The sequence below is a fragment of the Pantoea sp. EKM20T genome (assembly GCF_011800485.1).
GTDB classification, from domain to species: Bacteria; Pseudomonadota; Gammaproteobacteria; order Enterobacterales; family Enterobacteriaceae; genus Pantoea; species Pantoea agglomerans.
In genome coordinates, this window is the sequence record NZ_JAALFW010000002.1 from 147,456 (window position 1) to 173,888 (window position 26,433).

Here is a 26,433-nt window from a genome sequence, read left to right on the forward strand (position 1 = left end):
CGATATGCGATACCGCGTTGGCGTGGATATTGGTGGATCCTTTACCGATTTCGCCGTGCTCGATCAGCAAACGAACCAGATTCACACCCTGAAAGTCCTGTCGCGACCGGATCAGCCAGGCAGCGAAATCGTTACCGGACTGGCGCAGTTTCAGCAGCATCAGGGCATTGACCCCGCTGAGATTGGCTACTTCACCCACGGCACCACGGTAGGGATAAACGCGGTGATCCAGCGGCGTGGCGTGCGGCTGGCACTGTTCGCCACGGAGGGCTTCTGCGATGTCCTGGAGCTGGCCCGGCTTAAAATCCCGCATATTCACGACCTTTTCTCGCGGCGTCCTGCTCCGCTGATCACCCGCGATCGGGTGTTTGCCATCCGTGAACGCAGTGACGCGCACGGCAACGTGCTGCACGCGCCTGATCGCCAGAGCGTGCTCGACGCAATTGCTCAGGCACGCGCGGCAGGCTGTCAGGGCATTGTGGTGTCGCTGCTGCACAGCTATCGCAACCGGCACAATGAAGCGGCGGTGAAGGCGATTATCGACGAGGTGGCACCCGAGCTGCTGACCTCCTGTTCCGCTGACATCTGGCCGATCATCCGTGAATATGAACGCACCATTACCGCCACCATTAATGCCTACGTGCAGCCGATGGTGATCCACTACCTGGAATCCTTTGAGCAGGCGCTGCAACGGCTCGGCGTCAGGCCGCCGCCACGCATCACCAAATCCAACGGCGGGGTGATGGGCGTCGATCAGGCGAAACGCGAATGCGTGCAGATGGTGCTCTCCGGCACCGCATCCGGGGTGATTGGTGCCAGCTATCTCGCCAGCGCCTGCGGTTTTGACAAAATCCTCAGCCTGGATATCGGCGGCACCAGCGCCGACGTGGCGGTGATCATCGACGGCAAAGTGGCGCAGGGCAACGGCGAAATTATCGGGGATTTCCCAATCTTTATTCCTTCTGTCGCCGTCACCTCGGTGGGTCAGGGCGGCGGCTCGCTGGCGTGGATCGATGGTCAGGGTGTGCTGCAGATGGGCCCGGACAGTGCCGGATCGCTGCCTGGCCCGGTCTGCTTCCAGCGCGGCGGCACGCAACCCACCGCCACCGATGCGTTCGCCGCCTGCGGCATGATGGGCCATGGCGCGCTGGGTTATAACGCCGTCACTGTTGATGTGGACGCCGCCTGCGCGGCCTGGCAGCCGCTGGCGGATGCGCTTGGCGTCACGGTGCAGGAAACGGCAGAGACCGCCATCCAGCTGGCGATCTCCAGCATGTACAGCGACACCAGCGGGCTGCTGTCGCGCTTTGGTCTCGATCCGCGTGAATTCTGGTTCCTCGCCTTTGGCGGAGCGGGTCCGATGATGGGCTGCTTTCTGGCCCGCGAACTGAATATGAAAGGGGTGATTGTGCCGCCGACGCCGGGCGTGCTGTCCGCGCTGGGCGGGCTGGTAGCAGATATCCGCAACGATTTTATCCGCACGCTCTACGGCGATCTGACACCCGCCCTGGCCGACACCCTGGCCAGTGAAGCCGAAGCATTACAGCAGCGCGCCTGTGGCTGGCTGGCCCAGGAGCACGGCAGCGATATGCCTTACAGCCTGCAGTTCAGCGCGGATATGCGCTATCGCGGGCAGTCGTTTGAGATCGATGTGCCGCTGGAGACGAACTGGCTGGCGCAGGCGGATTTCACTGCGCTGCATGACGCCTTTGATCGCCAGCACCAGCAGCTGTTTGGTCACTGTGACCCGCAGGCGCCGGTGCAGTTGATCAACCTGCGGCTGGTGATTGCATCACCGACGCCGAAACCGGTGATTAACCCACTGGCTCCGGCCACGGAACCGGTGCCGGTACTGAAACAGACCAGGGCGTGGATCGACGGCGGCTGGCATCAGGTTGATTTAGTGCTGCGTTCGGTGCTGCGTGCCGGCCATCAGCTCAGTGGCCCGGTCATCATCGCCCAGGATGACTGCACCACCTGCGTGCCGCCCGGCATGGGCGTCATGGTCGATTCATTCGGTAATCTGCTGATCACGGCGAACGAGGCATAACATGGCGATTGATGGACGTAACTTACAGATCCTGGCGAACTACTGCGCCGCGGCTGCCGATGCGATGGCCTTTACCCTGATGCGCACGGCGCACTCCACCTTTGTTAAAGAGACGGAAGATTTCTCCTGCCAGATTGTCAGCCGCAGCGGCCTGGCGTTCGCCTCGCCGCGCAGCTTCGGCGCGCCCTGGTACAGCGGCATCGACTATGCGCCGGTGCTGGCGCTGATTGAAGAGTACGCTGACGGCGACATCTGCATTACCAACGACGCCTATGCCGGCAACGTGGCGACCCACTCGCCCGATATCCACATCTGGAAACCGGTGTTCCACCAGGGTGAAATTGTCTGCTTCGTTGTGGGCCACATTCATAACACCGACGTCGGCGGCGCGGTGCCTGCCTCGCTGTCGCGCTCGCTGACCGATATCGTGCAGGAGGGGATTCGCATCCCGCCGCTGAAGATCATGCGGCAGGGTCAGCTCAACGAAGAGGTCGCCAGCATCATGCGGCTCAATGTGCGGGTGCCGGATCAGAACTGGGGCGATTTCAAAGCCCAGCTGGCGTCGGTGAACGTCGGCGAGCGTAAAATCCACGACATTATTGCCCGCTTTGGCATCGCCGATTTTTTGCAGGGCATTGAGGGCATTCTCGATTACGCCGAAGCGCAGGCGCGCAGCATTATCAAAACCATTCCCGACGGGGAATACTTCTATGCCGACTACGCCGATGAAGATGGCGAGGGCGGTTATCCCTGCCGGATCGCCATTACTCTGCGGGTGCAGGGCGATCAGCTGGAGCTGGACTACACCGGCAGCGACCCGCAGCTGGCCTCGTCGCTGAATATGCCGACTGGCGGACGTGAGCGACATCCGCTGGCGCTGGTGGGTGTTACCTATGTGCTCTCCACGCTGGACCGTTCACTGCTGCTTAACGCCGGTACGCTGCGACCCACCCGGGCAATCCTGCCGCCTGGCACGGTCATGAACTGTGAAGCGCCCGCAGCGGTGGGAATGCGCTCCCTGACCTGTGCACTGTCGCAGATTGCCACTATCGGCGTCTTCTCGCTGGCGATGCCGGAGCGTTTGCCCGCGAATTCACCGGGCGGCAACTCAATCATGAACATTCGTACCCAGACGCAGAATCGCAGTGTGGTCGCCTCGCTGGGTCCGGTGGGCGGCGGCGCGGGCGGCACGCCGCGTCACGATGGGCCTGACGGCTCCGGCGGTCTTTCAGCCTTTCTGAAAAACACCCCGATTGAGATCAACGAAGCGGAAGTGCCAATCCGCTTTCATCGCTACGGACTGGCCCAGGACAGCGCCGGAGCCGGTCGCTATCGCGGCGGTTTAGCCACCGAAATGGCATTTGAGGTTTTCTCGCCCAATACCACCATTACCGCGCGCAACCGTAACCGATCGGTGTTTGCCTCGGCGGGTGTCGTCGGCGGCCAGAGTGGGGCGCTCTCTTACTTCCGTACCCGGCGCGACGGTGAGGTCATCAATCACGGTAACACTGATGTGATCCACTGCCTGCCGGGTGACGTGGTCGAAGTGCGCGGACCCGGCGCGGGCGGTTATGGCCTGCCGACACAGCGCGATGCCGATGCGGTGATGCAGGATGTGCGCTGCGGTTATCTCAGCGTCGCGGCAGCCAGGACGCAGTATGGCGTGGTAGTGGTTGATCACCACGTGGATCGGGCAGCAACGGAGCACCTGCGCGCCACGATGCCGCAGCAGGCTGCGGACCATTTTGAGCACGGCGAAGCACGGAGTCGCTTCGAAATGCTCTGGACGCCACAGCGTTATCAGTTACTTACCGCCTTTCTGGCAAGCGCGCCGGTGAGCTGGCGTCACTTCCTGAAAACCCAGGTATTCCGGGCGGTGGCAGAGATAGGCGAAACGGCGGATATGGCACAAATATTCAGTGATTTGCGTCAGCGATACCCGGCAATGGCGAACAATTAACGGCGATTGCCCATCGTCTACTACGCTTTAAGTCTGCATGGACTACAAGGGGAAACGCGACGATGAGCATGAAAACCAGTGATTTTTTTGTCCAGCGCCTGAAAGAGTGGGGCGTCACACGCATCTATGGCTATCCGGGAGATGGCATCAACGGGGTGCTGGGCGCCATTCAGCGTGCTAACGCCAAAGGCGACGGCATCGAATTTATTCAGGTACGTCACGAAGAGATGGCGGCCTTTATGGCGGCCGGACACGCCAAATTCACCGGTGAGCTGGGCGTCTGCCTCTCTACCGGCGGGCCGGGCGCGACCCATCTGCTGACCGGACTCTATGACGCCAAAATGGATCATGCCCCGGTGCTGGCGATTGCCGGACAGGCGGAAGCGACCGCGCGCGGCTCCAGTTATCAGCAGGAGATGAACCTGGATCGCATCTTCTCGGACGTTGCCAACTTCGTTCAGGAAGCTTCGAGTTCAACCCAGGTTCGCCATCTGCTCGACCGGGGCGTGCGCATCGCCAAAGCGCAAAACGGCGTGGCGGTGATCATCATCCCTAAAGATATTCAGGATGAAGAGTGGCAGCCGCCGCAGCATCTGCACGGTTTTACCCATTCCGGCAGCGGCTATCAGCGTCCCAAAGTGATCCCTTATGAAGCGGATCTGCAACGCGCCGCTGAGGTGCTTAACGCCGGCAAAAAAGTGGCGATTCTGATTGGCGCAGGCGCACGTAACGCCGCCGTCGAGGTGGTACAGGTCGCCAATGTGCTGGGTGCGGGCGTGGCAAAAGCGCTGCTGGGCAAAGATGTGCTGCCGGACGATGCGCCGTTTGTGACCGGTTCGATTGGCCTGCTGGGCACGAAGCCCTCATCCGATTTAATGCAGAACTGCGACACCCTGCTGATGATCGGCAGCGGCTTCCCGTGGACAGAGTTCCTGCCGGAAGAGGGCAAGGCGCGTGCGGTGCAGATAGACATCGATCCCGCCATGCTCGGCCTGCGCTATCCCAGCGAAGTGAATCTGCATGGCGATGCGGCTGAAACCCTGCGCGCCCTGCTGCCGCTGCTGGAGCACAAAGAGGATCGCAGCTGGCAGGAAGATATTGCGCTTCAGGTGCGCGACTGGTGGACGCTGATGGAAGAGCGCGCCATGGCACCCGCTAATCCGGTCAACCCGCAGCGGGTGGTGTGGGAGATGTCGCCACAACTGCCGGATAACGCCATTGTCACCTCGGACTCCGGTTCCTGTGCCAACTGGTTCGCCCGCGACTATCGGGTTAAGCAGGGTCAGCGCGCCTCGCTCTCCGGTGGCCTGGCCTGTATGGGCGCGGCGGTGCCTTATGCGATTGCCGCAAAATTTGCCCATCCCGACAAACCTGTGGTAGCGCTGGTGGGTGACGGCGCCATGCAGATGAACAATATGGCGGAGCTGATCACCATCCAGAAATACTGGCAGCAGTGGGCCGATCCACGCCTGATCGTCTGCGTGTTCAACAACCAGGATCTCAATCAGGTTACCTGGGAGCAGCGGGTCATGGAGGGCAATCCCCGCTTTGACGCCTCGCAGCAACTGCCGGACGTGAAGTATGCCGAGTTTGCGCAGTCGCTGGGGATGGTCGGTATTTTTGTCGATAATCCTGACGATCTGGCGGCGGCCTGGCAGCGTGCGCTCAGCGCCGATCGCCCGGTATTGCTGGAGGTGAAAACCGATCCGGAAGTGGCCCCGTTACCGCCGCACATCACCTTTAAACAGGCGAAAGCTTTTATGGCGTCGATGGTGAAAGGCGATCGCGGTGCGGCACAGATCATCAGCGACACCGCCAGCCAGCTGTTCAATAAAAAGCATTAAGGGCTAAGTGGGGCGGTCGCGCCTCGCTAACCTTAAATCCCGGATGCACTCGCGTCCGGGTCTCCAGTCACTTCATCATCATCAACGGGAGTCTTACCATGACTGCTCACTCCAGCCCTGTCTGGTTAATATCGGGATGTTCGACCGGATTTGGTCGTGAACTGGCGCAGCAGACCATCGCGCGTGGTTTTAAGGTCGTCGTGACGGCACGTGATACCTCTTCCATTGCCGATCTGGTTGAGGGACACGACAACGCGCTGGCAGTAGCGCTGGATGTGACCCACCAGGCGAGCATCGACCAGGCCGTCAAAGTGGCACTCGACAGGTTCGGCACCATTGATGTGCTGGTAAACAACGCCGGTTACGGCTATCAGAGCTCGGTGGAAGAGGGTGTGGAAAGCGAAATCCGCGCGCAGTTTGATGCCAACGTCTTTGGCCTGTTTGCCCTGACCCGCGCCGTGCTGCCCGCGATGAGAAAGGCGCGCAGCGGCCACGTTATCAACATTACCTCGGTGGCAGGCTTAATTGGTTTTGCCAGCTCAGGCTACTACTCTGCCAGCAAACATGCGGTGGAAGGCTGGTCAGATTCGCTGGCGCTGGAAGCGGGACCGCTGGGCATTCGCGTTACCTGTGTCGAGCCAGGTCCGTTCCGCACCGACTGGGCGGGACGCTCCCTGCATCAGACACCGAGCACGCTGCCAGACTATGCAGAGACTGCAGCCGCACGGATGAAAGCCACCGCCGAATACAGCGGCACGCAGAAGGGCGATCCGGCGCGGGCCGCCACGGCGATGATTGCCATCACTGAGCATGATAACCCGCCACGCCATCTGGTAATGGGCGCCTGGGGCCATGATGCCGTAACCAGCAAGCTTACAGAGCGGCTGGCTGAGATCGAAGCGTGGAAACAGACGTCGGTGGAGACGGATTTTCCGGAGTAGAGGTGCGTTGCGGGTGGCGGAAAGCCGTCTGCGAGTGAGCCAGAAGCTGATAAAAATACGAAAGGCCCGTTATCGGGCCTTTAAGCGTTAAGCGCTGATCTTAGCTTTCTGCATTTCGCGCGCATTCAGCTCTTTCAACTTGCGGCGTAACAGGGCAGACGACGAGCGTTTTTTCCTCTGAGCTAACTGGGCTTTAATGGCGGGCAGATCGGGTCTGGCCAGCCATTCAGCAATCAATAGTGCCCTTAACTCCTTATACCTGGTTTCGACCGGAGCCAAAGGGGTTGTTTCATCGTGTTTATTGTAAAACGACATAGCAAGCTCTCCCTGTAGTCACTACTTTATAAGCCCGGAAACAGTCCGGGATTAAAGGTTGCGGCGCTTTCTTTGGCAACCCTGTCCGGCGATTGTAACGTAGTTCATTTTTTAACCCAAGCAAAGCATCGTAGATCTCCTCAAGGGGGGTCGGGCGATTGCGGTCAACGATCTCTCCTGATGCAGCCTGGAAAACAAAACCGCCTATAAAGAAGCTTTCATGGTGTGCCATTAACGCCAGGAGTACGCTTTTGAAAACGACAGCACTGCCTAATCCTGCAAAGCTGATATGGCGGAAATCGCCCAGGCACTCCAGACCATCGAACACGTCAAAACAGACTTCAGCCAGCCCGTTAACCGGAAAGGCGATACCGGGTGGCATCCGGTATCCGATACGGTTAAAGGTCTGTTCATCTATCCGGTCGCCAACGATGACGGTGTAAGTCTCATTACCGACAACAAACACGTAGCTGTGATAAACCTGACGATCATAAATGAATCTTTTTCGTCTGATTTCGTAGTTTTCGAGATAAATATCTTCCTCAATGCGCACTTATCATCCCTGCAGGCTGCATGTGAATCTTTAAGCCGTGATTTTTCAGTGCCTGCTCAGACCGGTCAAACATCCATGGTAAAAATGTGGTTATTCATTCCAGCATATCGGCCGCTGTTGCTGATTACCGACATCGTTTTGTAAACCAGCCCGCAAACCATTCAGCTATTACGCCCCCTTATCGCGCAGCCCTGCGCCATCATCGTGCTGGAAAAATAAACAGTCGCCTCCACCTGGCATCATAAGAATTCGATCTTGTATCCCAGCCCGTATTCCATCTGGCATCCCCGTTTCAGACCGGTTGATTCACCGCTAACTGGCACGCTTCATGCACTAGCTGACAGGTACACTTTTGGCGAGGTAACCCATGTTTGACTCCTTATTAGACGAAGATGCCACCACGATGGCCGCTCTGATTCGCAGCGGGGACGTGTCGGCGTGCGAGCTGACCGTGGCGGCGCTGGCACGGATGGAACAGCGGGAACCGGCGATACAGGCTTTTTGTACTCCGACGCCTGAACTGGCGCTGGCACAGGCCAGAGCCGTGGATGCCCGACGGGCACGCGGAGAAACACTGGGCGCGCTGGCGGGCGTACCGCTGGCGGTGAAGGATTTAATCTGCACCGCAAACGTCAGAACCACCTCCGGTTCGGTGGCGTACAAAGATTTCGTGCCGGAAGATGATGACATTACGGTGGAACGGTTGCTGGCCGCCGACGCCATTCTGCTTGGCAAAACCACCGCACCGGAGTTTGGCTACAGCGGGGTCGGGCACAATCCGCTGTTTCCGTCGCCGCGCAATCCCTGGGATTTGAGCATGACGCCAGGAGGGTCCAGCGCCGGTTCGGGTGCGGCGGTGGCGGCGCGGCTTTGCCCGATTGCACTGGGCAGCGACGGCGGCGGGTCGGTACGCATTCCGGCGGCGCACTGCGGTATTTTCGGCTTCAAGGCGTCGATGGGCCGGGTGCCGCTCTGGCCCGGCTGTCGTGATGAACGCTACCCCGGCGTGTCGAGCTGGGAGTCACTGGAGCACATCGCTCCGATGACGCGCAGCGTGCGCGATGCCGCGTTGATGATGTCACTGATGGCCGGACCAGATATGCGCGATCGCCACTCGATTCCCTGCAGCGATGTCGACTGGCTGGGTGCGCCACACCATCTGCCAGGCAAACTGCGCATCGCCTTCAGCGCGGATTTTGGCTATGTGGCCGTTGACCCGGAAGTGCGGGCAGTGGTCAGCGCGGCGGTGCAGCGTTTTGCCGCTGAAATCGGTGCTGAACTGGAACTGGCCGATCCGGGCTTCCCTGATCCGTCGGCGGCCTTTGGCGCGCTGGTGGCGATGGAGAGCGATCTCACCGGTATGCGCCGGATGCTGGCGGAGCAGGGCAGCGAGATGTCGCCGCATCTGGTCGCCATGCTGCAGCGCGACTGGCGGGCGGAAAACTTCACCGATGCCATCACCACCCGAAAAGCGGTCAGCAACTGCCTGTGGCGCTTTATGCAGCGCTTTGACCTGCTGATTACCCCGACGCTGGCGGTGCCGCCGTTTCCGCTGGGGATGCAGGGACCGGAGATCATTGATGGCCGCATGGTCCGCAGCGATCACTGGCTCTCGTTCTGCTACCCGTTCAACTTCACCGGTCAGCCCGCCGCGTCCGTGCCCGCCGGTTTTACTGCCAGCGGCTTGCCCGTCGGTCTGCAGATTGTCGGACGTCATCTTGATGATGCCTTAGTGCTGGCTGCCAGTGCCGCTTTCGAGCGCATTCAGCCGTGGAATCACCTTCAACCCGGAATCGCCCAATGAAAACGTCTACCACGCCTGCGCTGGAGCAGGAGTTTGAACATCAGCCGGTGCCGCTGTCGCACCGTCATTCTACCCGCTCCGTCTCGGCCGTCTGGTTTGGATTTCCGATGATCCTCACCAATGCGCTATTTGGCGGCATCATCACCTGGCATCTGGGGTTCTGGCCTGCGCTGATCGCCATTCTGCTGGGAAACCTGGTGCTGTTCGCCTATGTCGGCGCGCTGAGCTGGTACGCCGGTAACAGCGGAATGAATTTCGCCCTGCAGGCCAGACGCACCTTTGGCAGCAAAGGCTACATCCTGGTCTCGGGTTTTCTCTCGACGGTGGTGATCGGCTGGTATGCCTTCCAGACCGGCCTTACCGGTACGGTCATTAATCAGACCTTCGGCTGGAATGCGCTGGCGGTGACAGCCTTTGCCATGATCCTCTATACCGGCATCACTTTCCTGGGCGTGCGGGCGTTGTCGGTACTGGGGATGATCGCCGCGCCGCTGTTTGTGGTGCTGGGAATGGTGGCGCTGTGGCTGATTAGTAAACAGCACGACTTCTCCGTGGTGACGCAGTGGAAAGGCAGCGCCAGCGCAGCCGGTGCAATGAGTATGGGCACTGCCGTCACCATGGTGGTGGCCGGTTTTGCTGACTCCGGCACCATGACCGCTGACTTTACCCGCTGGTCGAAGAATGGCCGTTCGGCGGTGATCGCCGCGTTCTCTGCCTTCCCGGTCGCTAACGTCATCTCTTACCTGTTCGGTGTGGTGATTGTGGCCGTGGGCGCAGCAGTTGATCCGCTGACCAATGGCGGCAACTTCCTGCCGATGCTGATGGGGCACAGCGCCTTTTTGTCGGTAGTGGCCTGCCTGTTTGTCTTTATCAATCTCGGATCGGTCTGCACGCACTGCCTCTACAACGGGGCGGTGGGCTTCAGTCATCTGTTCAGCAGTAAAATGCGGCTCTGGACGCTGATCCTGGGTGCCATTGGCGGCGTGCTGGCGCTGGCGGGCGTCTGGTCTTACTTCCTGGAGTGGCTCAGCCTGCTCGGCATTGTGGTGCCGCCGTTTGGTGCCGTGATGATCGTGGATTTAATTTTTATGGCGCGCATCAGCGAGCAGCGTCCGGCGCAGCGTTTTCGTGGTAATGCGTTTGCCGCCTGGGCGATTGGCAGCTTGTGTGCGGTGATCGCCCACGTCGCTTTCCCTCAATTTGGTGAAGCGGTTATTGGTCTGGTGACCGCCGCCATCAGCTACAGCGTGATCAGCAAAATGCGCATGCCGCGCCCGGTAATGGAGAACAGCAATGTCCGACTATAGCGTTAATTCAACCCCCTACGCCTGGCCGTATGACGGCACTTTTACACCGGCTGACACCGCGCTGATCGTGATTGATATGCAGACCGACTTCTGCGGCGTGGGTGGCTATGTCGACAGCATGGGCTATGACGTGAGTCTGACCCGCGCGCCCGTCGCGCCGTTGCAGCAGGTGCTGGCGGCGATGCGCGCCCGGCAGTTTCCAGTTATTCATACCCGAGAAGGGCACCGGCCCGATCTCAGTGATTTGCCCGCCAACAAACGCTGGCGCTCGCGGCGAATGAACGCCGGGATTGGGGATGACGGACCGTGCGGCCGTATTCTGGTGCGCGGTGAACCGGGCTGGGAGATTATCCCGGAGCTGACGCCGCTGCCGGGTGAAGTGGTGATTGATAAGCCGGGTAAGGGATCGTTTTATGCCACCGATCTGGAGCTGATATTGCGCAGTCGCGGCATCCGTAATCTGATCCTCACCGGCATTACCACCGACGTCTGCGTCCACACCACACTGCGCGAAGCCAACGATCGCGGCTTTGAGTGCCTGGTGCTGTCCGATTGCTGCGCTGCGACCGAGCAGCGTCATCATGAGGCGGCGCTGAGCATGATCCATATGCAGGGCGGCATCTTTGGCGCGGTCGCCCATTCTGCCGCGCTGCTGGATAGCCTGGGGGTTTAATTTCCCGCGACGACGGGTAAATGGCGATGTTGATCTTCTGATCTCAGATGCATCACGCAGCCGGAAAGCCTGAGCACAACGTTGTGCTCAGGCTTTCCACATCAGCGATCACTCGTGCTGCGCGTTGTCTGGCGCAATCGTTTTCATCAGTGCTGCGAGCTGATCGGCGGGCACCGCCTGACTGAACAGATAGCCCTGCAGCTGATTACAGCCCGCATCTGCCAGCGCAGACATCTGCCCTGGCGTCTCGACGCCTTCTGCTGTCACCATCAGACCCATGGCATGACCCAGCTTCACCACCGATTCAACAATCGCCACTGAATTTTCCGCCACGCCCAGCGACTGGGTAAATGAGCGATCGATTTTGATTTTATCCACCGGAAAGTTGCTGAGATAGTTCAGGCTGGAGTAACCGGTGCCAAAGTCATCCAGCGCAATCCGGAAGCCCGCGTCACGCAGCTCCACAATAATGGCGCGTGCTTCACGTTCATCTTCGATTAACACCCCTTCGGTGATCTCCAGTTCCAGGCGTTTCGGATCGCCGCCGTTCTGGCTGACAATCGCCATCACCCGCTCAACAAAGCCGGTAGAGCGGAACTGCACCGGCGAGACGTTGACCGCCACCAGCAGCTCGGGAAAACGCTGCTGAGTGATACAGGCTTCAGCCAGCACCCATTCGCCCAGCGGAATAATCAGGCCGGTCTCTTCGGCAATCGCGATAAATTCACCGGGCGCAATCAGGCCGCGGGCTGGATGGTGCCAGCGCAGCAGCGCTTCGATGCCCACCATCTGCTGACCGCCAATATCCATCAGCGGCTGATACCACACCTCCAGCCCCTGATGGGTATGCAGCGCCGTACGCAGGTCGGCAGCGATGGTCTGTCGGGTCCGCACCGACTCATCCATCGCCCGTTCAAACTGACGATACGTGCCGCGCCCGCCGCTTTTGGCCTCATACAGCGCAATATCCGCTTTGCGCATCAGTTCCAGCCGATCAACCCCATCTTTGGGTGCCAGCGCCAGTCCAATACTGGCGCCACTCCAGACATCGCTGCCAAACAGCGTAAAAGGCTCACTCAGTTCATCGATAATGCGCTGCGCCAGGCTATGCACCTGGCCGATATTATCGACATCTGGCATCACCACGATAAATTCATCACCGCCGATGCGTCCTACCGTATCGCTGGCCCGCACGATACGGCTCAGGCGCTGTGCGACCGCGATGATCAGTTCATCTCCGGCATGATGACCGTGAGTGTCGTTGATGGTTTTAAAGCGGTCGAGGTCGATGAGCAGCAGCGCCACCCGCTGATCGTGGCGCGTCGCCAGAGCCAGCGCCTGGGTTAAGCGGTCTTCGACCAGTGCGCGGTTCGGCAGGCCGGTCAGCACATCATGAAACGCCAGGTGCTGTGCCTGAGCCTCCGACGCGCCGAGCCTGAGCATGGATTGCGAGAGGTTCACCGACGAATTCCAGAGTCGCCGCACCATATAAAGGCAGAGCAGGGATATCGCCAGTACCGCCAGCCCGGTAGATGGCCCGATGGTGCGCAGCATCTGCGCACCGGGACGGGAGGGGATCCAGTTCAGATAGCCAACCGCCTCACCCGCCTGCGCGATCAGCAGATAGCGCGCACCGATTCCCGGCTGTGGCGTGCCGTCGGAGAAGTGCAGCCCCTGCAGCTGATTGCGTTCCGCCAGGCCCGCCAGATAGCCGTCATCAAGAAATTTCAGGCTCACCAGCCGGAAACGCGGCAGGGCATTACCATCCCGCTGGATGTTACCCACTGCCAGCGCGGCGGCACGGTTTGTCACACGGGCATAATCGGCGTTATCGTGGCGTGCCGGATCGTTGACCAGCGGGCTTTGCAGCACCTCACCAATCAGCGGGTCATCTTCAGGGGCAGAGACCGGCTGGCCTTCGCGCCAGACTCTGACGATCTGATTTTGCTGGTCCAGCACCAGAATCAGCTGATGGCCGAACATCTCATACAGCCACAACCCAATGTTCTCATCCAGCCACCTGCTGCTGTTGCCCTCTGCCAGATGCTGCTCAAAAGGGCCCCAGCGCGACAGGCTACGCAGCTGGCGCAGATGCTCATTCAGACTCTGTGAAAAAGAGGCTTCAATCATCCGTTGCTGCTGATGGCGGGCCTCCGTATTGGTGAGTGAGGTGCCGACAAAGAGCGCAGCGCCTGCACCCACAAACGTCAGCAGTAAAATAGCGACCAGCGGCACCAGGACTTCACGCAGGAAACTGCGACGAAAATCAGAGGAAAGTTTAAGGGTGTTAATCATATTGTTGTTTTTCTCAGCAGCGGGGGAGCAGCTTAAAAATTAGCAGATTGCACAAAAACGTCCACGCAAAGCGTTGCGCCTGGAGATTATAGCCATGTTTTTGCTGCCGGATGGCCAGGGCAGGCTAAAAAATGGAGAGCGGAAAAGTGGCTGTGTTGTATCAGATATTTTAATGATGTTGGGCAGGCCGGACAGTGACATAAAGGCCGCATTCTGCTTCCGTATCAGTAGCCATAAGGCTGGCGCGCGACAGCCTCTCTGGACGCATCACCGTGCATTTCCTGTTAACTTCGCCGCGATGGTTCATACTCATGTGCGCTGATTGTGTTACGAACGGATAGCCGTGAAGACAACGGTTACTGAGTTTGTCACTTATCTGACAGCCTGAGGTTGTCAGCTTACTATAAGGGAAAATAATGCCATTGTTATTCGGTGAGTTATCTGGTTTCCCGTCATGGGTGCCTGTTGTATTACTCGTCTCGCTCTCTTTTGTGCTGGGATTTCTGGCCCGCCTTATCCTGCTCCGGTTCATCCGCTACTGGCAGATTCGTGACAGAAAACTGTTTAAATCCCTTGAGAAGCATCTTAGCGGCTCGATGTTCTTTTTTATTCCGTTATTAATGATTAATGTCGGCGTTAATTACATCGATTTCCAACCGGAATCTCTCTCTCTAATCACCAATATCATCAATGTCTTTATTATTATGTCATTTTGCTCGGTCTTAATCCGGCTGACTAATGTGGCGCAGGATATGCTTTATATCCGCTATGACATTAATATTTCCAATAACCTTCGTGCGCGTAAAATTCGCACGCAGATTATCTATGTCAAAAAAGTGGTTATTGTCATCCTGGTTCTGTTCTGTGTTTCGCTGATTCTGCTCAGCTTCCCTGGCGTCCGGAAATTCGGCACCACCATTCTGGCCGGTGCGGGTGTTGCCGGTATCATTATTGGTTTTGCGCTGCAAAAGTCGCTGGTCAATCTGTTCGCCGGTATTCAGATCGCCTTTACCCAGCCTATTAAAATTGATGATGCGGTAGTGGTAGAAAAAGAGTGGGGCTGGATTGAGGAGATCAACCTGACCTATGTGGTGGTGCGCATCTGGGATTTGCGTCGGCTGGTGTTGCCGATCACCTACTTTACCGAAAACCCGTTTCAGAACTGGACGCGCAATAACGCCCAGATCTTAGGCTCGGTGTTCCTTTACGTGGATTACTCCATGCCGCTGGAGCCGCTGCGCAAGCATTTTGAAAAGGTGCTGAGCGAAACCAAGCTTTGGGATCAGGAAACGTCTGTGCTACAGGTGACCGACACCACCGAGAAAACCATGACCATCAGGATGCTGATGACCGCGCAGAACTCCCCGATCGCCTTTGATTTACGCTGTTACGTGCGTGAAAAAATGATTGAGTTTATTCAGCAGAATTACCCGGAAAGCCTGCCGCAGGTGAGAGCGTCACTGACAGATACCGGGCGTGAGAAGGTGGGAATAGGGACGGCTGAGTAGGATTTTTTAGAGGTTGGGGGCGGCGGTTTTGAGAGCATGTGAGCATCCTGATGGCCGCCGCCCAGTTATTTTCTAAGAGTCAAGGAGGTGAGTGGATTCTATGCAGAAGCGGTGGTATTAAGCGGATTTAATTCAGTTAAATTATACTTTTCAGTAAATCTTTTCCACCTTTCAACAAGAGCTCCTTGATTAATCTTATACGTTACATTTAGCTTTTTTCCATGATGCTTTGTGTACTCTTTATCTTGGACCTGTGGAGCAAAGTAAATAATGAATGATTTAGGATCTATTGCAAATAGGTCCAGGTCGTAAAGAGTATGCATGTCACAACGTAATAATAGTCCATTACTAACATGGTTGTGTGTATCATTTTTGTATGCGGTGATATGTGCGGCTTCAAGTATATCAATGATTTCACAGCCACTTACTGCACATTTGGCTAATTGAGATATCAGAGTGTCGCGAAAAGCTTTTTGCCCACGCCTTTGCTTAATTTGCCGTAAAACAGCTTTCCGCTGGTCATCTGCATCAAGTGGAATTTCATCAATATCTGCTTCAGTGGGATCTAATTGGATGATGCTACCAAACAGGTGCGTTGCCCACTCTAAATCAATCTCCTGAATTGAACTTTGAACGTTATAGCGGGGTGTATGAGATATTAAATCCGTCATGGATATAGAGTTAAGTGATCTGTAGTTTTTCTGATACTCAGCTTTAAATTCATTCGCTGATATACCTTCTTCTTTAGGCTCGCTAAAAACATGTCCATTGCTGCAACGCCATTCCGGCTTTTTATTTTTCCGAAAGTTAATCTTTTGTGGATTACAATTTTCTTGTGGGCAACGGTTGCGGATTTTAATATATGGTGCTGATGACAAGTTATCTATAATCGATATACCAAGAACAGTTTTTCTGTCTGTAATAATGACAATGTCGCCTTCTTTTACTTGCTTATGATTTGGAACAAAATTGTCATATCGGTAAAGGCCAGTTGAGTCATCATAGTAACCGTTATTGCCAAAGTAACGGAGATCATCCAGACCTACTGATTTAAAAGACCACGCTTTCATATTTATCCATTTAATTTTATCGTAAGTTTTTCAATTGAATCATATAACAATAACAACTTATTTAGAACTAACTGTAGTGCAATTGATTATGACGAATAGAGCGATAAGAAACTATAAACCTCAGTACTTGCTTCTTTCTTTCAGACAATCAGCGACTTGAAAGAAAAGTGTGACGATACCTTTTGCTTGCTTTAAATTCCTGAAAGCGGGCCAAAACTTAATGTGAGCTTAAAGCACTCCTTACAATCAATTGTCCGGCTCAAACAAACCCAGTACTAAGTTCTAGCTTTAAGGATTTCTTCAACGCACTCAGCAGGCGATAATTCTGCAGTATCCAGCTTCAGATGCTCTCTGCTCCACGGTTCATAAACACGATCCACAACGGCTTGCCAGTCAGGCACTTTTAAACCAGGAATATCTGAGATTCTGTTCTCTACACGGGCACGATGCTGTTCTGGATCAGAACAGAGGATTTCTATCTCCAGAAAGGGAACGCCTGATGATAGTGCGATATCACGAAAACTATCACGTACCAGGTTAAGGTCATTCACCGAGTCAGTGACAACAGGTGATCCCAGTTTTAAATTATCCCGCGCAAGCTCATAAAGGATGAAATAGCCTTCAGGGCCGATATTCCTGAAAGCTGCTGAACTATTACGCAGAGCCTGTTCGATCGTATCTACGCGTAAATAAACCGCTTTCAATTTTTCAGATAACATTTTAGCGATAGTGCTTTTGCCGCAACCCGGAAGGCCACTAAAGATGTAGAGCATAACGACTCCTGTTTTAACCCGCGCTCCAGTGGTAAAGCAGACACATTGATACATCAATCTGCGCGAAATTATGCGAAGTCCTTTCGGATGACCGCCACCCTTTGCCAGCAGCGGGCAGTGTTTATTCCACTTCTGCCCGGCTATTCATCTGGCAAGGCTTCAAGGTCTGCGGAGATAATTGCCGGTAAGTTTTGGGTAATCTTTTCTACCGGCCAGTCCCACCAGGCCAGCTTCTCTAGTCGGGATATGGTTTCATCGGTAAAACGCTGCCTGATCACTCTGGCCGGGTTGCCACCCACAATCGAATAGGCCGGGACATCCGAGGTCACAACAGAACGTGACGAGATTATTGCGCCGTTACCGATTTTAACGCCTGGCATAATCAGCGCCTGATAACCCACCCATACATCATTACCAATCACCGTATCGCCTTTATAGGGCAGATCGCCGGCCTGAGGCTGGGCTGTTTCCCATCCATTTCCGAAAATGTAAAACGGAAAAGTGGAGAAACCCGCCATGTTATGGTTTGCCCCGTTCATGATGAACTGAACGCCTCTGGCTATCGCGCAGAATTTACCCATGATCAGTTTGTCACCAATAAAGGGGAAGTGATAAAGGACATTGCGCTCGAAGTTTTCTGAGTCTTCAGGATCATCATAATAAGTAAAATCCCCGATTATGATGTAGGGTTTTTTCACCGTATTTTTGATAAAACAAACCTGTGGGAAGCCTTCCATTGGATGGGGATTAGCGGGATCCGGTCCGTACATATTCTCTCCTAAGCGCAACGTTAGTTCGTTCCAGTGTACACCATCAAGCCCGTCGTTCCTTTCGTGCAAGCCCGGTCTTCATTATCTGCTCATCGCGCGCCGGCCCCGGCAGTATTGCCCACTCCAGTTTCCTCTTTCCGGGATGGGCCCGGCAGAGATTCAGCAGATATATAAACGGTTGTTAGTTCTGTTTGTGTGCAAAGAAATCTGATTCCTGTAAATTAAATTCTTCTGCATTCTGATAAAGAGTTTTACATGCTGACCGGACTCAATCACCTCACACTCGCAGTTAGCAACCTGGCCAGAAGCCTGAATTTTTATACTGAGACCCTTGGATTCATCCCCAAAGCGGCATGGGATCACGGCGCTTATCTTTCGCTGGGTGAACTCTGGCTCTGTCTCTCTGTGGATACCGTCTCTGCTGGAAATGATTACACACACTATGCATTCACTATTGCTGGTGACGAATTTGATGCGTTCGTTGAGCGATTGAGAGCGGCGGGTGTGACAGAATGGAAGCGCAATAAAAGCGAGGGGAACTCCTTCTACTTTCTGGACCCCGATGGCCACAAGCTTGAAATCCACGATGGCGATCTTGAGAGCCGTATCAGAGCCTGCCTTGCTCAGCCTTATCAGGGAATGACGTTCTTCTGATTGATTGACTCCCGGCCCGGCAGAGGAAATGATCGCTGAAGCGGGGGCTATCACCCCATGCCCGGCGGTTTCCTGCCAGTCACTCACCCTGACAAATGCTCCTCATTTTCCAGCCACCACATTCACCTCTCCTTCACCCCCGCGTCACGGTTCTGTCATCTGATCCCCTCAAGCTAACACCATCCCGCAGCGTCTTTTCACTGCGTTCCCACTCTGTAACCCGTGAGGATTTCATCGTGATGGAGTTATCCAGACATCCGACCACTGTCTATCAGGCTGTTGCCGCACAACTGGAGCAGGCGCTGAAAGAGCGCTACCGCTGCGGCGACTATCTTCCTTCCGAGCAACAGCTGGCCGATCACTATGAGGTGAATCGCCACACGCTGCGTCGGGCGGTGGATGAGCTGGTGCACAAAGGGCTGCTGCAGCGCCGTCACGGCGTCGGCATCCTGGTTTTGATGCGCCCTTATGACTATCCGCTGCATGCTCAGGCGCGATTCAGCCAGAACCTGCTGGAGCAGGGCAGTCATCCCACCAGCGAACGGCTGCTGGCGGTGCTGCGTCCGGCCAGCAACGACGTTGCCAATGCGCTGGGCGTGAAAGAGGGCGACAACGTCATTCATCTGCGTACCCTGCGTCGCGCCAACGGCGTGCCGCTCTGCCTGATTAACCATTTCCTCGCCGACCTCAGCTGGTGGCCACAACTTCAGCAATTTAACAGTGGATCGCTGCACGACTTCTTAGTGGAGCACACCGGCAAGCAGCTGGTGCGCACCCAGACCCGCATCAGCACCCGTCGGGCGCAGGCCAAAGAGTGTCGGCAGCTCGACATCGCGCTGCATTCGCCGCTGCTCTGCGTGCGGACCCTGAACAAAACCAGTGATGGCGCGGTGGCGGAATACTCCGTCAGCCTGACGCGCGGCGACATGATTGAACTGACTCTGGAGCACTAATGGAACAGCAAACGGATCGCCAGCGCTGGCTGTCGGTGCTGGCGCACAGCAGCGCCGCCTTGCTTGAGACGCACTGGCAGGCGCTTAACCTCCAGCCCGCCTTTACCCTGATCCGTCCGGCAGAGATCGGGCTGACACGGTTGCAGGCGAGGATGGGGGCCACCGGCAAACGCTTTGTGATGGGTGATGCCACGGTGACGCGCGCGGTGGTGCAGCTCAGCGACGGCACCCTAGGTTACAGCTACCTGTTAGGGCGTGACAAAGCCCATGCCGAGCGCTGCGCCCTGCTGGATGCGCTGTTGCAGCAGCCGGAAACCCGGCAACTGCTGGAAGAGAAGATTATTACCCCGCTGGCGGCGTGGCGCGATGAGCAGCGACAGCTGCGCGCCCGTGAAATCGCCAGCAGCAAAGTGGATTTCTTTACGCTGGTTCGCGGAGATAACTGATGACTTTACTGGCAAGTTTTAACCATCCGGTGGCGGATGCGCAGCGCGCGTTTCGCCGCATTCTGAAAGCGATGAGCGAACCGGGCGTGATGGTCTCGCTGCCGCTGCAACAGGGCTGGGGCGCACTGTCACCGGCGGCCACGGCGCTGCTGCTGACGCTGGTCGATCAGGAAAGCCCGGTCTGGCTGGATGAGGAAATTGACAACGAACAGCTGCGCAACAATCTGCGCTTCCATACCGGTGCGCCGATCACCACGCAGCAGGATGCACCATTCGCCCTGAGCCATGCGGCGGCGCAGCCCGACCCGACGCAGTTCGCAGCGGGTGACAACATGTCACCAGAAAAAAGCACCACGCTGATTATCGAAGTGCCGTCGCTGAATGGCGGCCTGACGCTGCGCCTCTCCGGCCCTGGCCTGCGGGAAACCCGCGCCATCGCGCCACAGCTGCCCGAAAGCGTGCTGGAATATCTGCGCACCCGTCCGCATCCGTTTCCACAGGGCGTGGACCTGATCTTCACCTGTGGCGAAGCGATCATGGCCGTGCCGCGCACCACCGTTGTGGAGGTGTGCTGATGTATGTCGCGGTGAAAGGGGGCGAAAAAGCCATTTCAAATGCCCACCAGTTGCAGGCCGATCTGCGGCGCGGCGATAGAGCGGTAGCCGAACTCGGCTGCGATCAGGTGGCGCAGCAGCTGGGACTGGCGGTGGATCGGGTGATGACCGAGGGAGGAATTTACGATCCTGAGCTGGCGGCGCTGGCGATTAAGCAGGCCAGCGGCGATCTTGTCGAGGCGATCTTTCTGCTGCGCGCCTATCGCACCACGCTGCCACGCCTGGCGGAGAGCACGCCGCTGACGACCGGTGCGATGCGCATCGAACGCCGCATCTCGGCGGTCTATAAAGATCTGCCGGGCGGCCAGGTATTGGGGCCAACTTATGACTACAGCCACCGTCTGCTCGACTTCACGCTGCTGGCCAATGGCGAAACGCCCGCCGCGCCGCGTGACGATCGTTCGGTGCCTGACCAGTGCCCGCACATGTTCAGCATGATGAGCGATGAAGGGCTGGCTGCCGCCGAGATGGATGACGGCAGCGAGCCTGTCGATATCACCCGTGAGCCGATGAGCTTTCCCGCCTCACGCGCCGCGCGGCTGCAACAACTGGTGCGTGGCGACGAAGGCTTTCTGCTGGCGCTGGGTTATTCGACCCAGCGCGGCTATGGCCGCACCCATCCGTTTGCCGGCGAGATCCGCACCGGCACTCTCAGCGTCAGTATCTGTCCCGAAGAGCTGGGTTTTGAGCTGGAGATCGGTGAGCTGCTACTGACAGAGTGTGAAATGGTCAACGGCGTCGCCCACAGCGACGAGACTGCGCCGCACTTTACCCGGGGCTATGGGCTGGTGTTTGGCCGCGCCGAACGCAAAGCGATGGCGATGGCGCTGGTGGACCGGGCGCTGCAAAGCCGCGAACAGCATGAGCGTGTTACCAGCCCGGCGCAGGACGAAGAGTTTGTGCTGTCGCACGCCGACAACGTCGAAGCCGCAGGCTTTGTCTCGCATCTCAAGCTGCCGCACTACGTCGATTTCCAGGCGGAACTGGAACTGCTGAAACAGCTGCAGCACGATTATCAGGAGCGCAACCATGGCTGAACTCACCGGCTATAACAACGGCTATCTCGATGAGCAGACCAAACGCACCATCCGCCGCGCCATCCTGAAAGCGGTGGCGATCCCCGGCTATCAGGTGCCGTTCGCCGGACGTGAGATGCCGATGCCCTACGGCTGGGGCACCGGCGGCATCCAGATCACCGCCAGCGTGATTGGCGATCAGGATGTGCTGAAAGTGATCGATCAGGGCGCAGATGACACTACCAATGCGGTGTCGATCCGCCAGTTCTTTAAGCGAGTCAGCAATGCTGCCACCACCGAGCGCACCGCCGATGCCACCCTGATCCAGACCCGGCACCGCATCCCGGAAACGCCGCTGGAAGAGGATCAGATCCTGATTTTCCAGGTGCCGATCCCGGAGCCGCTGCGCTTTATCGAGCCGCGCGAAACCGAAACCCGCACCATGCATGCGCTGGAGGAGTACGGCATCATGCAGGTGAAGCTGTATGAAGATATCGCCCGCTACGGCCACATCGCGACGACTTACGCCTATCCGGTCCGGGTCAACGATCGCTACGTGATGGATCCTTCGCCCATTCCCAAATTCGACAACCCGAAGATGCACATGATGCCCGCGCTGCAGCTGTTTGGTGCCGGGCGTGAAAAGCGCATCTACGCCTTGCCGCCTTACACCCGTGTGGAAAGCCTGGACTTCGACGATCATCCGTTCACCGTGCAGCAGTGGGATGAACCCTGCGCGCTGTGCGGCTCGCGCCACAGCTATCTCGATGAGGTGGTAATGGACGATCAGGGAACGCGGATGTTTGTCTGCTCCGACACCGACTTTTGCCATCAGCAGCAGGAACAGCAACATGCACAGTGAACAGCCGCTGCTTGCGGTGAACCAGCTCACCCATCTTTATGCGCCGGGAAAAGGGTTTGAGCAGGTCAGTTTTGATCTCTTTCCCGGCGAAGTGCTGGGCATTGTCGGCGAGTCCGGCTCCGGTAAAACCACGCTGCTGCAGAGCCTGTCGGCGCGTCTGACGCCGCAGCAGGGCAGCATCCTCTATCAGAATCGCGACCTCTATCAGATGAGTGAAAGCGATCGCCGTCGCCTGCTGCGCACCGAATGGGGCGTGGTGCATCAGCATCCGATGGACGGGCTGCGTTCGCAGGTCAGCGCGGGCGGCAATATCGGCGAACGGCTGATGGCGACCGGACAGCGCCACTATGGCGATATCCGCGCCGAGGCGAGCCGCTGGCTGCAGGCGGTGGAGATTGACGCCGGTCGCATCGACGATCTGCCCACCACCTTTTCCGGCGGTATGCAGCAGCGTCTGCAGATCGCCCGGAACCTGGTGACGCAGCCGCAGTTGATGTTTATGGATGAGCCGACCGGCGGGCTGGATGTGTCGGTGCAGGCGCGACTGCTGGATCTGCTGCGGACGCTGGTGCGCGAACTGAATCTGGCGGTGGTGATTGTCACCCACGATCTCGGCGTGGCGCGACTGCTGGCGCATCGCCTGCTGGTGATGAAGCAGGGGCGGGTGGTGGAGAGCGGTCTGACTGACCGCGTGCTGGACGATCCTCATCATCCTTACACTCAACTGCTGGTCTCTTCGGTGCTCAATTAAATGACAACTATCACTCCGCGCCTGCGGGTAGAGAATTTGTGTAAAACCTTTGTGCTGCATAACCAGAACGGCGCGGCGCTGCCGGTGCTGCACAACGCCAGCCTGACGGCAGGCGAGGGCGAATGCGTCGTGCTGCACGGTCATTCCGGCAGCGGTAAATCCACACTGCTGCGCGCGCTTTACGGCAACTATCAGCCCGACAGCGGCCACATTCGGGTCGCGCATCAGGGCGAGTGGATCGACATGGCGCAGGCATCGGCGCGCCAGATTATCGCCCTGCGCCGCGACACGCTGGGCTGGGTCAGCCAGTTTCTGCGGGTGATCCCGCGCGTGCCGACGCTGGAGATTGTGATGCAGCCGCTGCTGGAGCGCGGCGTCGAGCGCGCCTTATGTGAAGCACGTGCCGCCGAACTGCTGACCCGGCTCAACGTGCCGCAGCGTCTCTGGTCGCTGGCCCCGTCCACTTTCTCTGGCGGAGAGCAGCAGCGCGTCAATATCGCTCGCGGCTTTATCGCCGACTATCCGGTGCTGCTGCTGGATGAACCCACCGCCTCGCTCGACAGTGTCAACAGCGAGGCGGTGGTGAGCCTAATTGAACAGGCGCGCGCCCGTGGTGCCGCCATCGTCGGTATTTTTCACGATCGGGCGGTGCGCGAGCGGGTAGCGGACCGGCTGCACCTGATGCACCCAATCGAGACAGGAGCGCAGGCATGATCATCAATAACGTCAGACTGGTGCTGGAAAACGAAGTGGTAACCGGATCGCTGGAGTTTCGCGACGAGCGCATCAGCAGCTTCAGCGAAACCACCAGCCAGCAGCCGGGCGCGCTGGATGGCGAGGGCGCCTGGCTGCTGCCGGGTCTGGTGGAGCTGCACACCGATAACCTCGACAAGTTTTTCACGCCGCGTCCGAAAGTGGACTGGCCGGCACACTCGGCGATGAGCAGCCACGATGCGCTGATGGTCTCCAGCGGCATTACCACGGTGCTGGATGCGATTGGCGTCGGGGATGTGCGCGACGGCGGGCACCGGCTGGATAACCTCAGCAAGATGATCGACGCCATCCGCGACAGCAACCGCAAAGGACTGAACCGGGCCGAGCATCTGTTGCATCTGCGCTGTGAACTGCCGCATCCCACCACTGCGCCGCTGTTTGAAGCGCTGATGGGCACGCCGGAGCTGGCGCTGGTGTCGCTGATGGACCATTCACCGGGCCAGCGTCAGTACGCGTCCCTGACGAAGTATCGCGAATATTATCAGGGCAAATATCAGCTCAACGACGCGGAGATGGATCAGTTCGAGCATGACCAGCTCACCCTGGCAGCAGCATGGTCACAGCCCAATCGTCAGGCGATTGCCGGACTCTGCCGGGAACATGGCATCGCCATTGCCAGCCACGATGATGCCACCGCGGCGCACGTTGAAGAGTCTCATGCCGCGGGCAGCCGCATCGCGGAGTTTCCTACCACGCTGGAGGCGGCACGCGCCTCGCGTTATCGCAATATGCAGGTGCTGATGGGCGCGCCTAACATCGTGCGCGGCGGCTCGCACTCCGGCAACGTCGCTGCCTGGGAGCTGGCGTCACACGGCCTGCTGAATATTCTCTCCTCCGATTACTATCCGGCGAGCCTGCTGGATGCAGCGTTCCGGCTGGCAGATGATGAGCGCAACAGCCTCGGCATGGCGCAGGCGATCGCGCTGGTCACCTGTAACCCGGCGCGCGCCTTAGGGCTCGAAGATCGCGGGGTAATCGCCGAAGGCTGCCGCGCCGATCTGGTGCTGGCGCATACCGCACACGGCTACCCGCACGTGCGGCATGTCTGGAGCAAAGGCCGGCAGGTGTACTGATGGCGCGGCTGATCTGGCTCACCGGTCCTTCGGGTTCGGGTAAAGACAGCCTGCTGGATGCGCTGCGGGCGGCACCTCCGCCACGGCTGCTGATCGCCCATCGCTACATTACCCGCGCCGCCGATGCGGGCGGCGAAAACCATGTGGCACTGACCGAGGCGGAGTTTGCCCGTCGCGCTGCGCTGGGACTGTTCGCGGTGAGCTGGCAGGCGCACGGTTTCAGCTATGGCATTGGCTGTGAGACGGAGCAGTGGCTGCTGCGCGGGCAGAATGTGGTGGTGAACGGTTCGCGGCTGCATCTGGCGCAGGCGCAGGCCCGTTTCGGCACGCAGCTGCTGCCGGTCTGTCTGCAGGTCACACCCGCCGTGCTGGCAGCGCGGCTGCGCCAGCGCGGACGGGAAGATGAGGCGGAGATCGCCCGGCGGCTGGCGCGCGCCGCACAGCCGCAGCCCGATGGCTGCCTTATCCTCAACAACGACGGCGCGCTGGCGGATACCGTGTGCCTGCTGCGTCAGATACTGGAGGCGCATCAATGAAACTCTCTTATCCTGGCACCGGCGGTGACAGTCCGGCATCGACATCCGCTACCAAAGGCGCATCAATGAAACTCACTTTTCTGGGTACTGGCGGGGTCACTGCCGCACCGCTGCCGGGCTGCGACTGTCGCGCCTGTCAGCGTGCGCAGCTCAACAGCGGCTACGCGCGTGCACCCTGCAGCGCGCTGATTGAGTTTGGTCGCGAGCGCATCCTGCTGGATGCCGGTCTGCCGCTGCTGGCGTCGCGCTTCCCGCCCGGCACACTGACGCGCATTCTGCTGACTCACTACCACATGGATCATGTGCAGGGGCTTTTTGCACTGCGCTGGGGAGTGGGCGCGCCGATTCCGGTCTGGGGTCCACCCGATCCGCGAGGCTGTGACGATCTCTATAAACATCCAGGCCTGCTCGATTTCCGTCCCGCCTTAACGCCGTTTGTAGCACACGCCTTTGGTGAACTGCAGGTTACGCCGCTGCCGTTGCAGCACTCGAAGCTGACGCATGGCTATCTGTTCGACTGGCACGGCACCCGGCTCGCCTGGCTGTGTGATACCTGCGGATTGCCACCCGACACCGCCGACTTCCTGCGCGGTCAGCCGCTGGACCAGCTGGTGATTGACTGCAACGATCCGCCGCAAGCAGAACCGCGTAACCATAATGATGTGACCCAGGCGCTGGCGATAGCAGAGATGCTCCAGCCGCGTCAGACCTGGCTCACCCATCTCAGTCATGAGATGGATAACTGGTTAGCTGAGAACCCGTTGCCGGACGGCGTGCTGGCTGCCCGTGATGGCCAGACATTGCTGTGCGGCGCGCACTGGCCTGTCACGGTTTGATCATCTGACTGTCATCCCGTGTTCATCGCGTCACGCCTTAATAACCCGCAGAACG

General features: G+C 58.1%; 25 protein-coding genes. 19 read left to right on the plus strand and 6 right to left on the minus strand.

Features of this window, described 5'->3' with window-relative positions; translation table 11 throughout:
• The first annotated feature begins 4 nt into the window (after positions 1–4).
• From HFD94_RS03780 to HFD94_RS03795, 4 genes are all read left to right on the plus strand, one after another.
• Entirely contained in the window at positions 5–2,050 is a 2,046-nt protein-coding gene (locus tag HFD94_RS03780) for a hydantoinase/oxoprolinase family protein (protein WP_167432766.1), read from the plus strand.
• A 1-nt stretch (position 2,051) separates the two neighbouring features.
• Positions 2,052–4,010: a hydantoinase B/oxoprolinase family protein gene (locus tag HFD94_RS03785; RefSeq protein WP_167432767.1), complete on the plus strand. Its 1,959-nt coding sequence runs from the start codon at positions 2,052–2,054 to the stop codon at positions 4,008–4,010.
• Positions 4,011–4,072: 62 nt separating this feature from the next.
• Positions 4,073–5,854: a thiamine pyrophosphate-requiring protein gene (locus HFD94_RS03790; RefSeq protein WP_031591090.1), complete on the plus strand. Its 1,782-nt coding sequence runs from the start codon at positions 4,073–4,075 to the stop codon at positions 5,852–5,854.
• Positions 5,855–5,952: 98 nt separating this feature from the next.
• Positions 5,953–6,795 (plus strand): oxidoreductase, encoded by an 843-nt coding sequence (locus HFD94_RS03795; protein WP_167432768.1) that lies wholly within the window; start codon positions 5,953–5,955, stop codon positions 6,793–6,795.
• An 87-nt stretch (positions 6,796–6,882) separates the two neighbouring features.
• Here HFD94_RS03795 and HFD94_RS03800 read toward each other — a convergent pair whose 3' ends face one another.
• Both HFD94_RS03800 and HFD94_RS03805 read right to left on the minus strand, forming a co-directional pair.
• Positions 6,883–7,110, minus strand: coding sequence for a hypothetical protein (locus HFD94_RS03800; protein ID WP_029519618.1), 228 nt, complete (start codon positions 7,108–7,110; stop codon positions 6,883–6,885).
• Complete coding sequence (locus tag HFD94_RS03805; protein ID WP_033772110.1) at positions 7,094–7,663, minus strand: hypothetical protein; 570 nt, start codon at positions 7,661–7,663, stop codon at positions 7,094–7,096. The genes HFD94_RS03800 and HFD94_RS03805 overlap by 17 nt, the downstream gene beginning before the upstream one ends.
• A 367-nt stretch (positions 7,664–8,030) precedes the next feature.
• Between HFD94_RS03805 and HFD94_RS03810 the strand changes: the two genes are divergently transcribed.
• From HFD94_RS03810 to HFD94_RS03820, 3 genes are read left to right on the plus strand one after another with little or no spacing between them, the layout of a single operon-like run.
• Entirely contained in the window at positions 8,031–9,467 is a 1,437-nt protein-coding gene (locus HFD94_RS03810; protein WP_122888732.1) for an amidase, read from the plus strand.
• Entirely contained in the window at positions 9,464–10,774 is a 1,311-nt protein-coding gene (locus tag HFD94_RS03815; protein WP_122888733.1) for a cytosine permease, read from the plus strand. Before HFD94_RS03810 ends, HFD94_RS03815 begins: the two co-directional genes overlap by 4 nt.
• Positions 10,761–11,447, plus strand: a complete 687-nt coding sequence (locus tag HFD94_RS03820) for a cysteine hydrolase family protein (RefSeq protein WP_061901327.1) — start codon at positions 10,761–10,763, stop codon at positions 11,445–11,447. Before HFD94_RS03815 ends, HFD94_RS03820 begins: the two co-directional genes overlap by 14 nt.
• A 108-nt stretch (positions 11,448–11,555) precedes the next feature.
• Here HFD94_RS03820 and HFD94_RS03825 read toward each other — a convergent pair whose 3' ends face one another.
• On the minus strand, positions 11,556–13,742 hold the full coding sequence (locus HFD94_RS03825; RefSeq protein ID WP_122888734.1) for a bifunctional diguanylate cyclase/phosphodiesterase: 2,187 nt from the start codon (positions 13,740–13,742) through the stop codon (positions 11,556–11,558).
• Positions 13,743–14,158: 416 nt separating this feature from the next.
• Here HFD94_RS03825 and HFD94_RS03830 point away from each other — a divergent pair, with 416 nt between their 5' ends.
• Positions 14,159–15,250, plus strand: a complete 1,092-nt coding sequence (locus HFD94_RS03830; RefSeq protein ID WP_033758264.1) for a mechanosensitive ion channel family protein — start codon at positions 14,159–14,161, stop codon at positions 15,248–15,250.
• Between the two features lie 98 nt (positions 15,251–15,348).
• On the opposite strand, the gene HFD94_RS03835 is transcribed toward HFD94_RS03830, so the two are convergent.
• The 3 genes from HFD94_RS03835 to HFD94_RS03845 form a co-directional block, all read right to left on the minus strand.
• Entirely contained in the window at positions 15,349–16,320 is a 972-nt protein-coding gene (locus HFD94_RS03835; RefSeq protein ID WP_243234767.1) for an HNH endonuclease, read from the minus strand.
• Positions 16,321–16,595: 275 nt separating this feature from the next.
• Positions 16,596–17,093, minus strand: coding sequence for an AAA family ATPase (locus HFD94_RS03840; RefSeq protein WP_061901331.1), 498 nt, complete (start codon positions 17,091–17,093; stop codon positions 16,596–16,598).
• Positions 17,094–17,233: 140 nt separating this feature from the next.
• Positions 17,234–17,863 (minus strand): Vat family streptogramin A O-acetyltransferase, encoded by a 630-nt coding sequence (locus tag HFD94_RS03845; RefSeq protein WP_061901332.1) that lies wholly within the window; start codon positions 17,861–17,863, stop codon positions 17,234–17,236.
• Between the two features lie 255 nt (positions 17,864–18,118).
• Between HFD94_RS03845 and fos the strand changes: the two genes are divergently transcribed.
• The 11 genes from fos (at position 18,119) to phnP (ending at position 26,378) form a co-directional block, all read left to right on the plus strand.
• Complete coding sequence (gene fos, locus HFD94_RS03850) at positions 18,119–18,517, plus strand: fosfomycin resistance glutathione transferase (protein WP_061901333.1); 399 nt, start codon at positions 18,119–18,121, stop codon at positions 18,515–18,517.
• A 239-nt stretch (positions 18,518–18,756) separates the two neighbouring features.
• Positions 18,757–19,470, plus strand: coding sequence for a phosphonate metabolism transcriptional regulator PhnF (gene phnF, locus HFD94_RS03855; RefSeq protein ID WP_010247805.1), 714 nt, complete (start codon positions 18,757–18,759; stop codon positions 19,468–19,470).
• Positions 19,470–19,916 (plus strand): phosphonate C-P lyase system protein PhnG, encoded by a 447-nt coding sequence (gene phnG, locus HFD94_RS03860; protein ID WP_010247802.1) that lies wholly within the window; start codon positions 19,470–19,472, stop codon positions 19,914–19,916. The genes phnF and phnG overlap by 1 nt, the downstream gene beginning before the upstream one ends.
• Entirely contained in the window at positions 19,916–20,491 is a 576-nt protein-coding gene (gene phnH / locus HFD94_RS03865) for a phosphonate C-P lyase system protein PhnH (RefSeq protein WP_167432769.1), read from the plus strand. The genes phnG and phnH overlap by 1 nt, the downstream gene beginning before the upstream one ends.
• The gene (locus tag HFD94_RS03870) at positions 20,491–21,567 is read left to right on the plus strand and encodes a carbon-phosphorus lyase complex subunit PhnI (protein WP_167432770.1); all 1,077 of its coding nucleotides are present in this window, start codon (positions 20,491–20,493) and stop codon (positions 21,565–21,567) included. The genes phnH and HFD94_RS03870 overlap by 1 nt, the downstream gene beginning before the upstream one ends.
• Complete coding sequence (locus HFD94_RS03875) at positions 21,560–22,408, plus strand: alpha-D-ribose 1-methylphosphonate 5-phosphate C-P-lyase PhnJ (protein WP_010247794.1); 849 nt, start codon at positions 21,560–21,562, stop codon at positions 22,406–22,408. The genes HFD94_RS03870 and HFD94_RS03875 overlap by 8 nt, the downstream gene beginning before the upstream one ends.
• A complete protein-coding gene (phnK, locus tag HFD94_RS03880) occupies positions 22,398–23,159 on the plus strand; it encodes a phosphonate C-P lyase system protein PhnK (protein WP_033778916.1) in 762 nt (253 codons plus the stop codon). Before HFD94_RS03875 ends, phnK begins: the two co-directional genes overlap by 11 nt.
• Complete coding sequence (gene phnL, locus HFD94_RS03885; RefSeq protein WP_033772090.1) at positions 23,160–23,873, plus strand: phosphonate C-P lyase system protein PhnL; 714 nt, start codon at positions 23,160–23,162, stop codon at positions 23,871–23,873.
• The gene (gene phnM / locus HFD94_RS03890; RefSeq protein ID WP_033772089.1) at positions 23,870–25,006 is read left to right on the plus strand and encodes an alpha-D-ribose 1-methylphosphonate 5-triphosphate diphosphatase; all 1,137 of its coding nucleotides are present in this window, start codon (positions 23,870–23,872) and stop codon (positions 25,004–25,006) included. Before phnL ends, phnM begins: the two co-directional genes overlap by 4 nt.
• On the plus strand, positions 25,006–25,542 hold the full coding sequence (phnN, locus tag HFD94_RS03895; RefSeq protein ID WP_010247782.1) for a ribose 1,5-bisphosphokinase: 537 nt from the start codon (positions 25,006–25,008) through the stop codon (positions 25,540–25,542). The genes phnM and phnN overlap by 1 nt, the downstream gene beginning before the upstream one ends.
• Positions 25,543–25,607: 65 nt before the next feature.
• On the plus strand, positions 25,608–26,378 hold the full coding sequence (phnP, locus tag HFD94_RS03900; RefSeq protein WP_033767649.1) for a phosphonate metabolism protein PhnP: 771 nt from the start codon (positions 25,608–25,610) through the stop codon (positions 26,376–26,378).
• The last annotated feature ends 55 nt before the right edge of the window (positions 26,379–26,433 follow it).

Coding starts and splice junctions, on each gene's coding strand:
- HFD94_RS03780 (WP_167432766.1), top strand. CDS start 5: ATGCGATACCGCGTTGGCGTGGATATTGGTGGATCCTTTACCGATTTC.
- HFD94_RS03785 (WP_167432767.1), top strand. CDS start 2,052: ATGGCGATTGATGGACGTAACTTACAGATCCTGGCGAACTACTGCGCC.
- HFD94_RS03790 (WP_031591090.1), top strand. CDS start 4,073: ATGAGCATGAAAACCAGTGATTTTTTTGTCCAGCGCCTGAAAGAGTGG.
- HFD94_RS03795 (WP_167432768.1), top strand. CDS start 5,953: ATGACTGCTCACTCCAGCCCTGTCTGGTTAATATCGGGATGTTCGACC.
- HFD94_RS03800 (WP_029519618.1), bottom strand. CDS start 7,110: ATGTCGTTTTACAATAAACACGATGAAACAACCCCTTTGGCTCCGGTC.
- HFD94_RS03810 (WP_122888732.1), top strand. CDS start 8,031: ATGTTTGACTCCTTATTAGACGAAGATGCCACCACGATGGCCGCTCTG.
- HFD94_RS03815 (WP_122888733.1), top strand. CDS start 9,464: ATGAAAACGTCTACCACGCCTGCGCTGGAGCAGGAGTTTGAACATCAG.
- HFD94_RS03820 (WP_061901327.1), top strand. CDS start 10,761: ATGTCCGACTATAGCGTTAATTCAACCCCCTACGCCTGGCCGTATGAC.
- HFD94_RS03825 (WP_122888734.1), bottom strand. CDS start 13,742: ATGATTAACACCCTTAAACTTTCCTCTGATTTTCGTCGCAGTTTCCTG.
- HFD94_RS03830 (WP_033758264.1), top strand. CDS start 14,159: ATGCCATTGTTATTCGGTGAGTTATCTGGTTTCCCGTCATGGGTGCCT.
- HFD94_RS03835 (WP_243234767.1), bottom strand. CDS start 16,320: ATGAAAGCGTGGTCTTTTAAATCAGTAGGTCTGGATGATCTCCGTTAC.
- HFD94_RS03840 (WP_061901331.1), bottom strand. CDS start 17,093: ATGCTCTACATCTTTAGTGGCCTTCCGGGTTGCGGCAAAAGCACTATC.
- HFD94_RS03845 (WP_061901332.1), bottom strand. CDS start 17,863: ATGTACGGACCGGATCCCGCTAATCCCCATCCAATGGAAGGCTTCCCA.
- fos (WP_061901333.1), top strand. CDS start 18,119: ATGCTGACCGGACTCAATCACCTCACACTCGCAGTTAGCAACCTGGCC.
- phnF (WP_010247805.1), top strand. CDS start 18,757: ATGGAGTTATCCAGACATCCGACCACTGTCTATCAGGCTGTTGCCGCA.
- phnG (WP_010247802.1), top strand. CDS start 19,470: ATGGAACAGCAAACGGATCGCCAGCGCTGGCTGTCGGTGCTGGCGCAC.
- phnH (WP_167432769.1), top strand. CDS start 19,916: ATGACTTTACTGGCAAGTTTTAACCATCCGGTGGCGGATGCGCAGCGC.
- HFD94_RS03870 (WP_167432770.1), top strand. CDS start 20,491: ATGTATGTCGCGGTGAAAGGGGGCGAAAAAGCCATTTCAAATGCCCAC.
- HFD94_RS03875 (WP_010247794.1), top strand. CDS start 21,560: ATGGCTGAACTCACCGGCTATAACAACGGCTATCTCGATGAGCAGACC.
- phnK (WP_033778916.1), top strand. CDS start 22,398: ATGCACAGTGAACAGCCGCTGCTTGCGGTGAACCAGCTCACCCATCTT.
- phnL (WP_033772090.1), top strand. CDS start 23,160: ATGACAACTATCACTCCGCGCCTGCGGGTAGAGAATTTGTGTAAAACC.
- phnM (WP_033772089.1), top strand. CDS start 23,870: ATGATCATCAATAACGTCAGACTGGTGCTGGAAAACGAAGTGGTAACC.
- phnN (WP_010247782.1), top strand. CDS start 25,006: ATGGCGCGGCTGATCTGGCTCACCGGTCCTTCGGGTTCGGGTAAAGAC.
- phnP (WP_033767649.1), top strand. CDS start 25,608: ATGAAACTCACTTTTCTGGGTACTGGCGGGGTCACTGCCGCACCGCTG.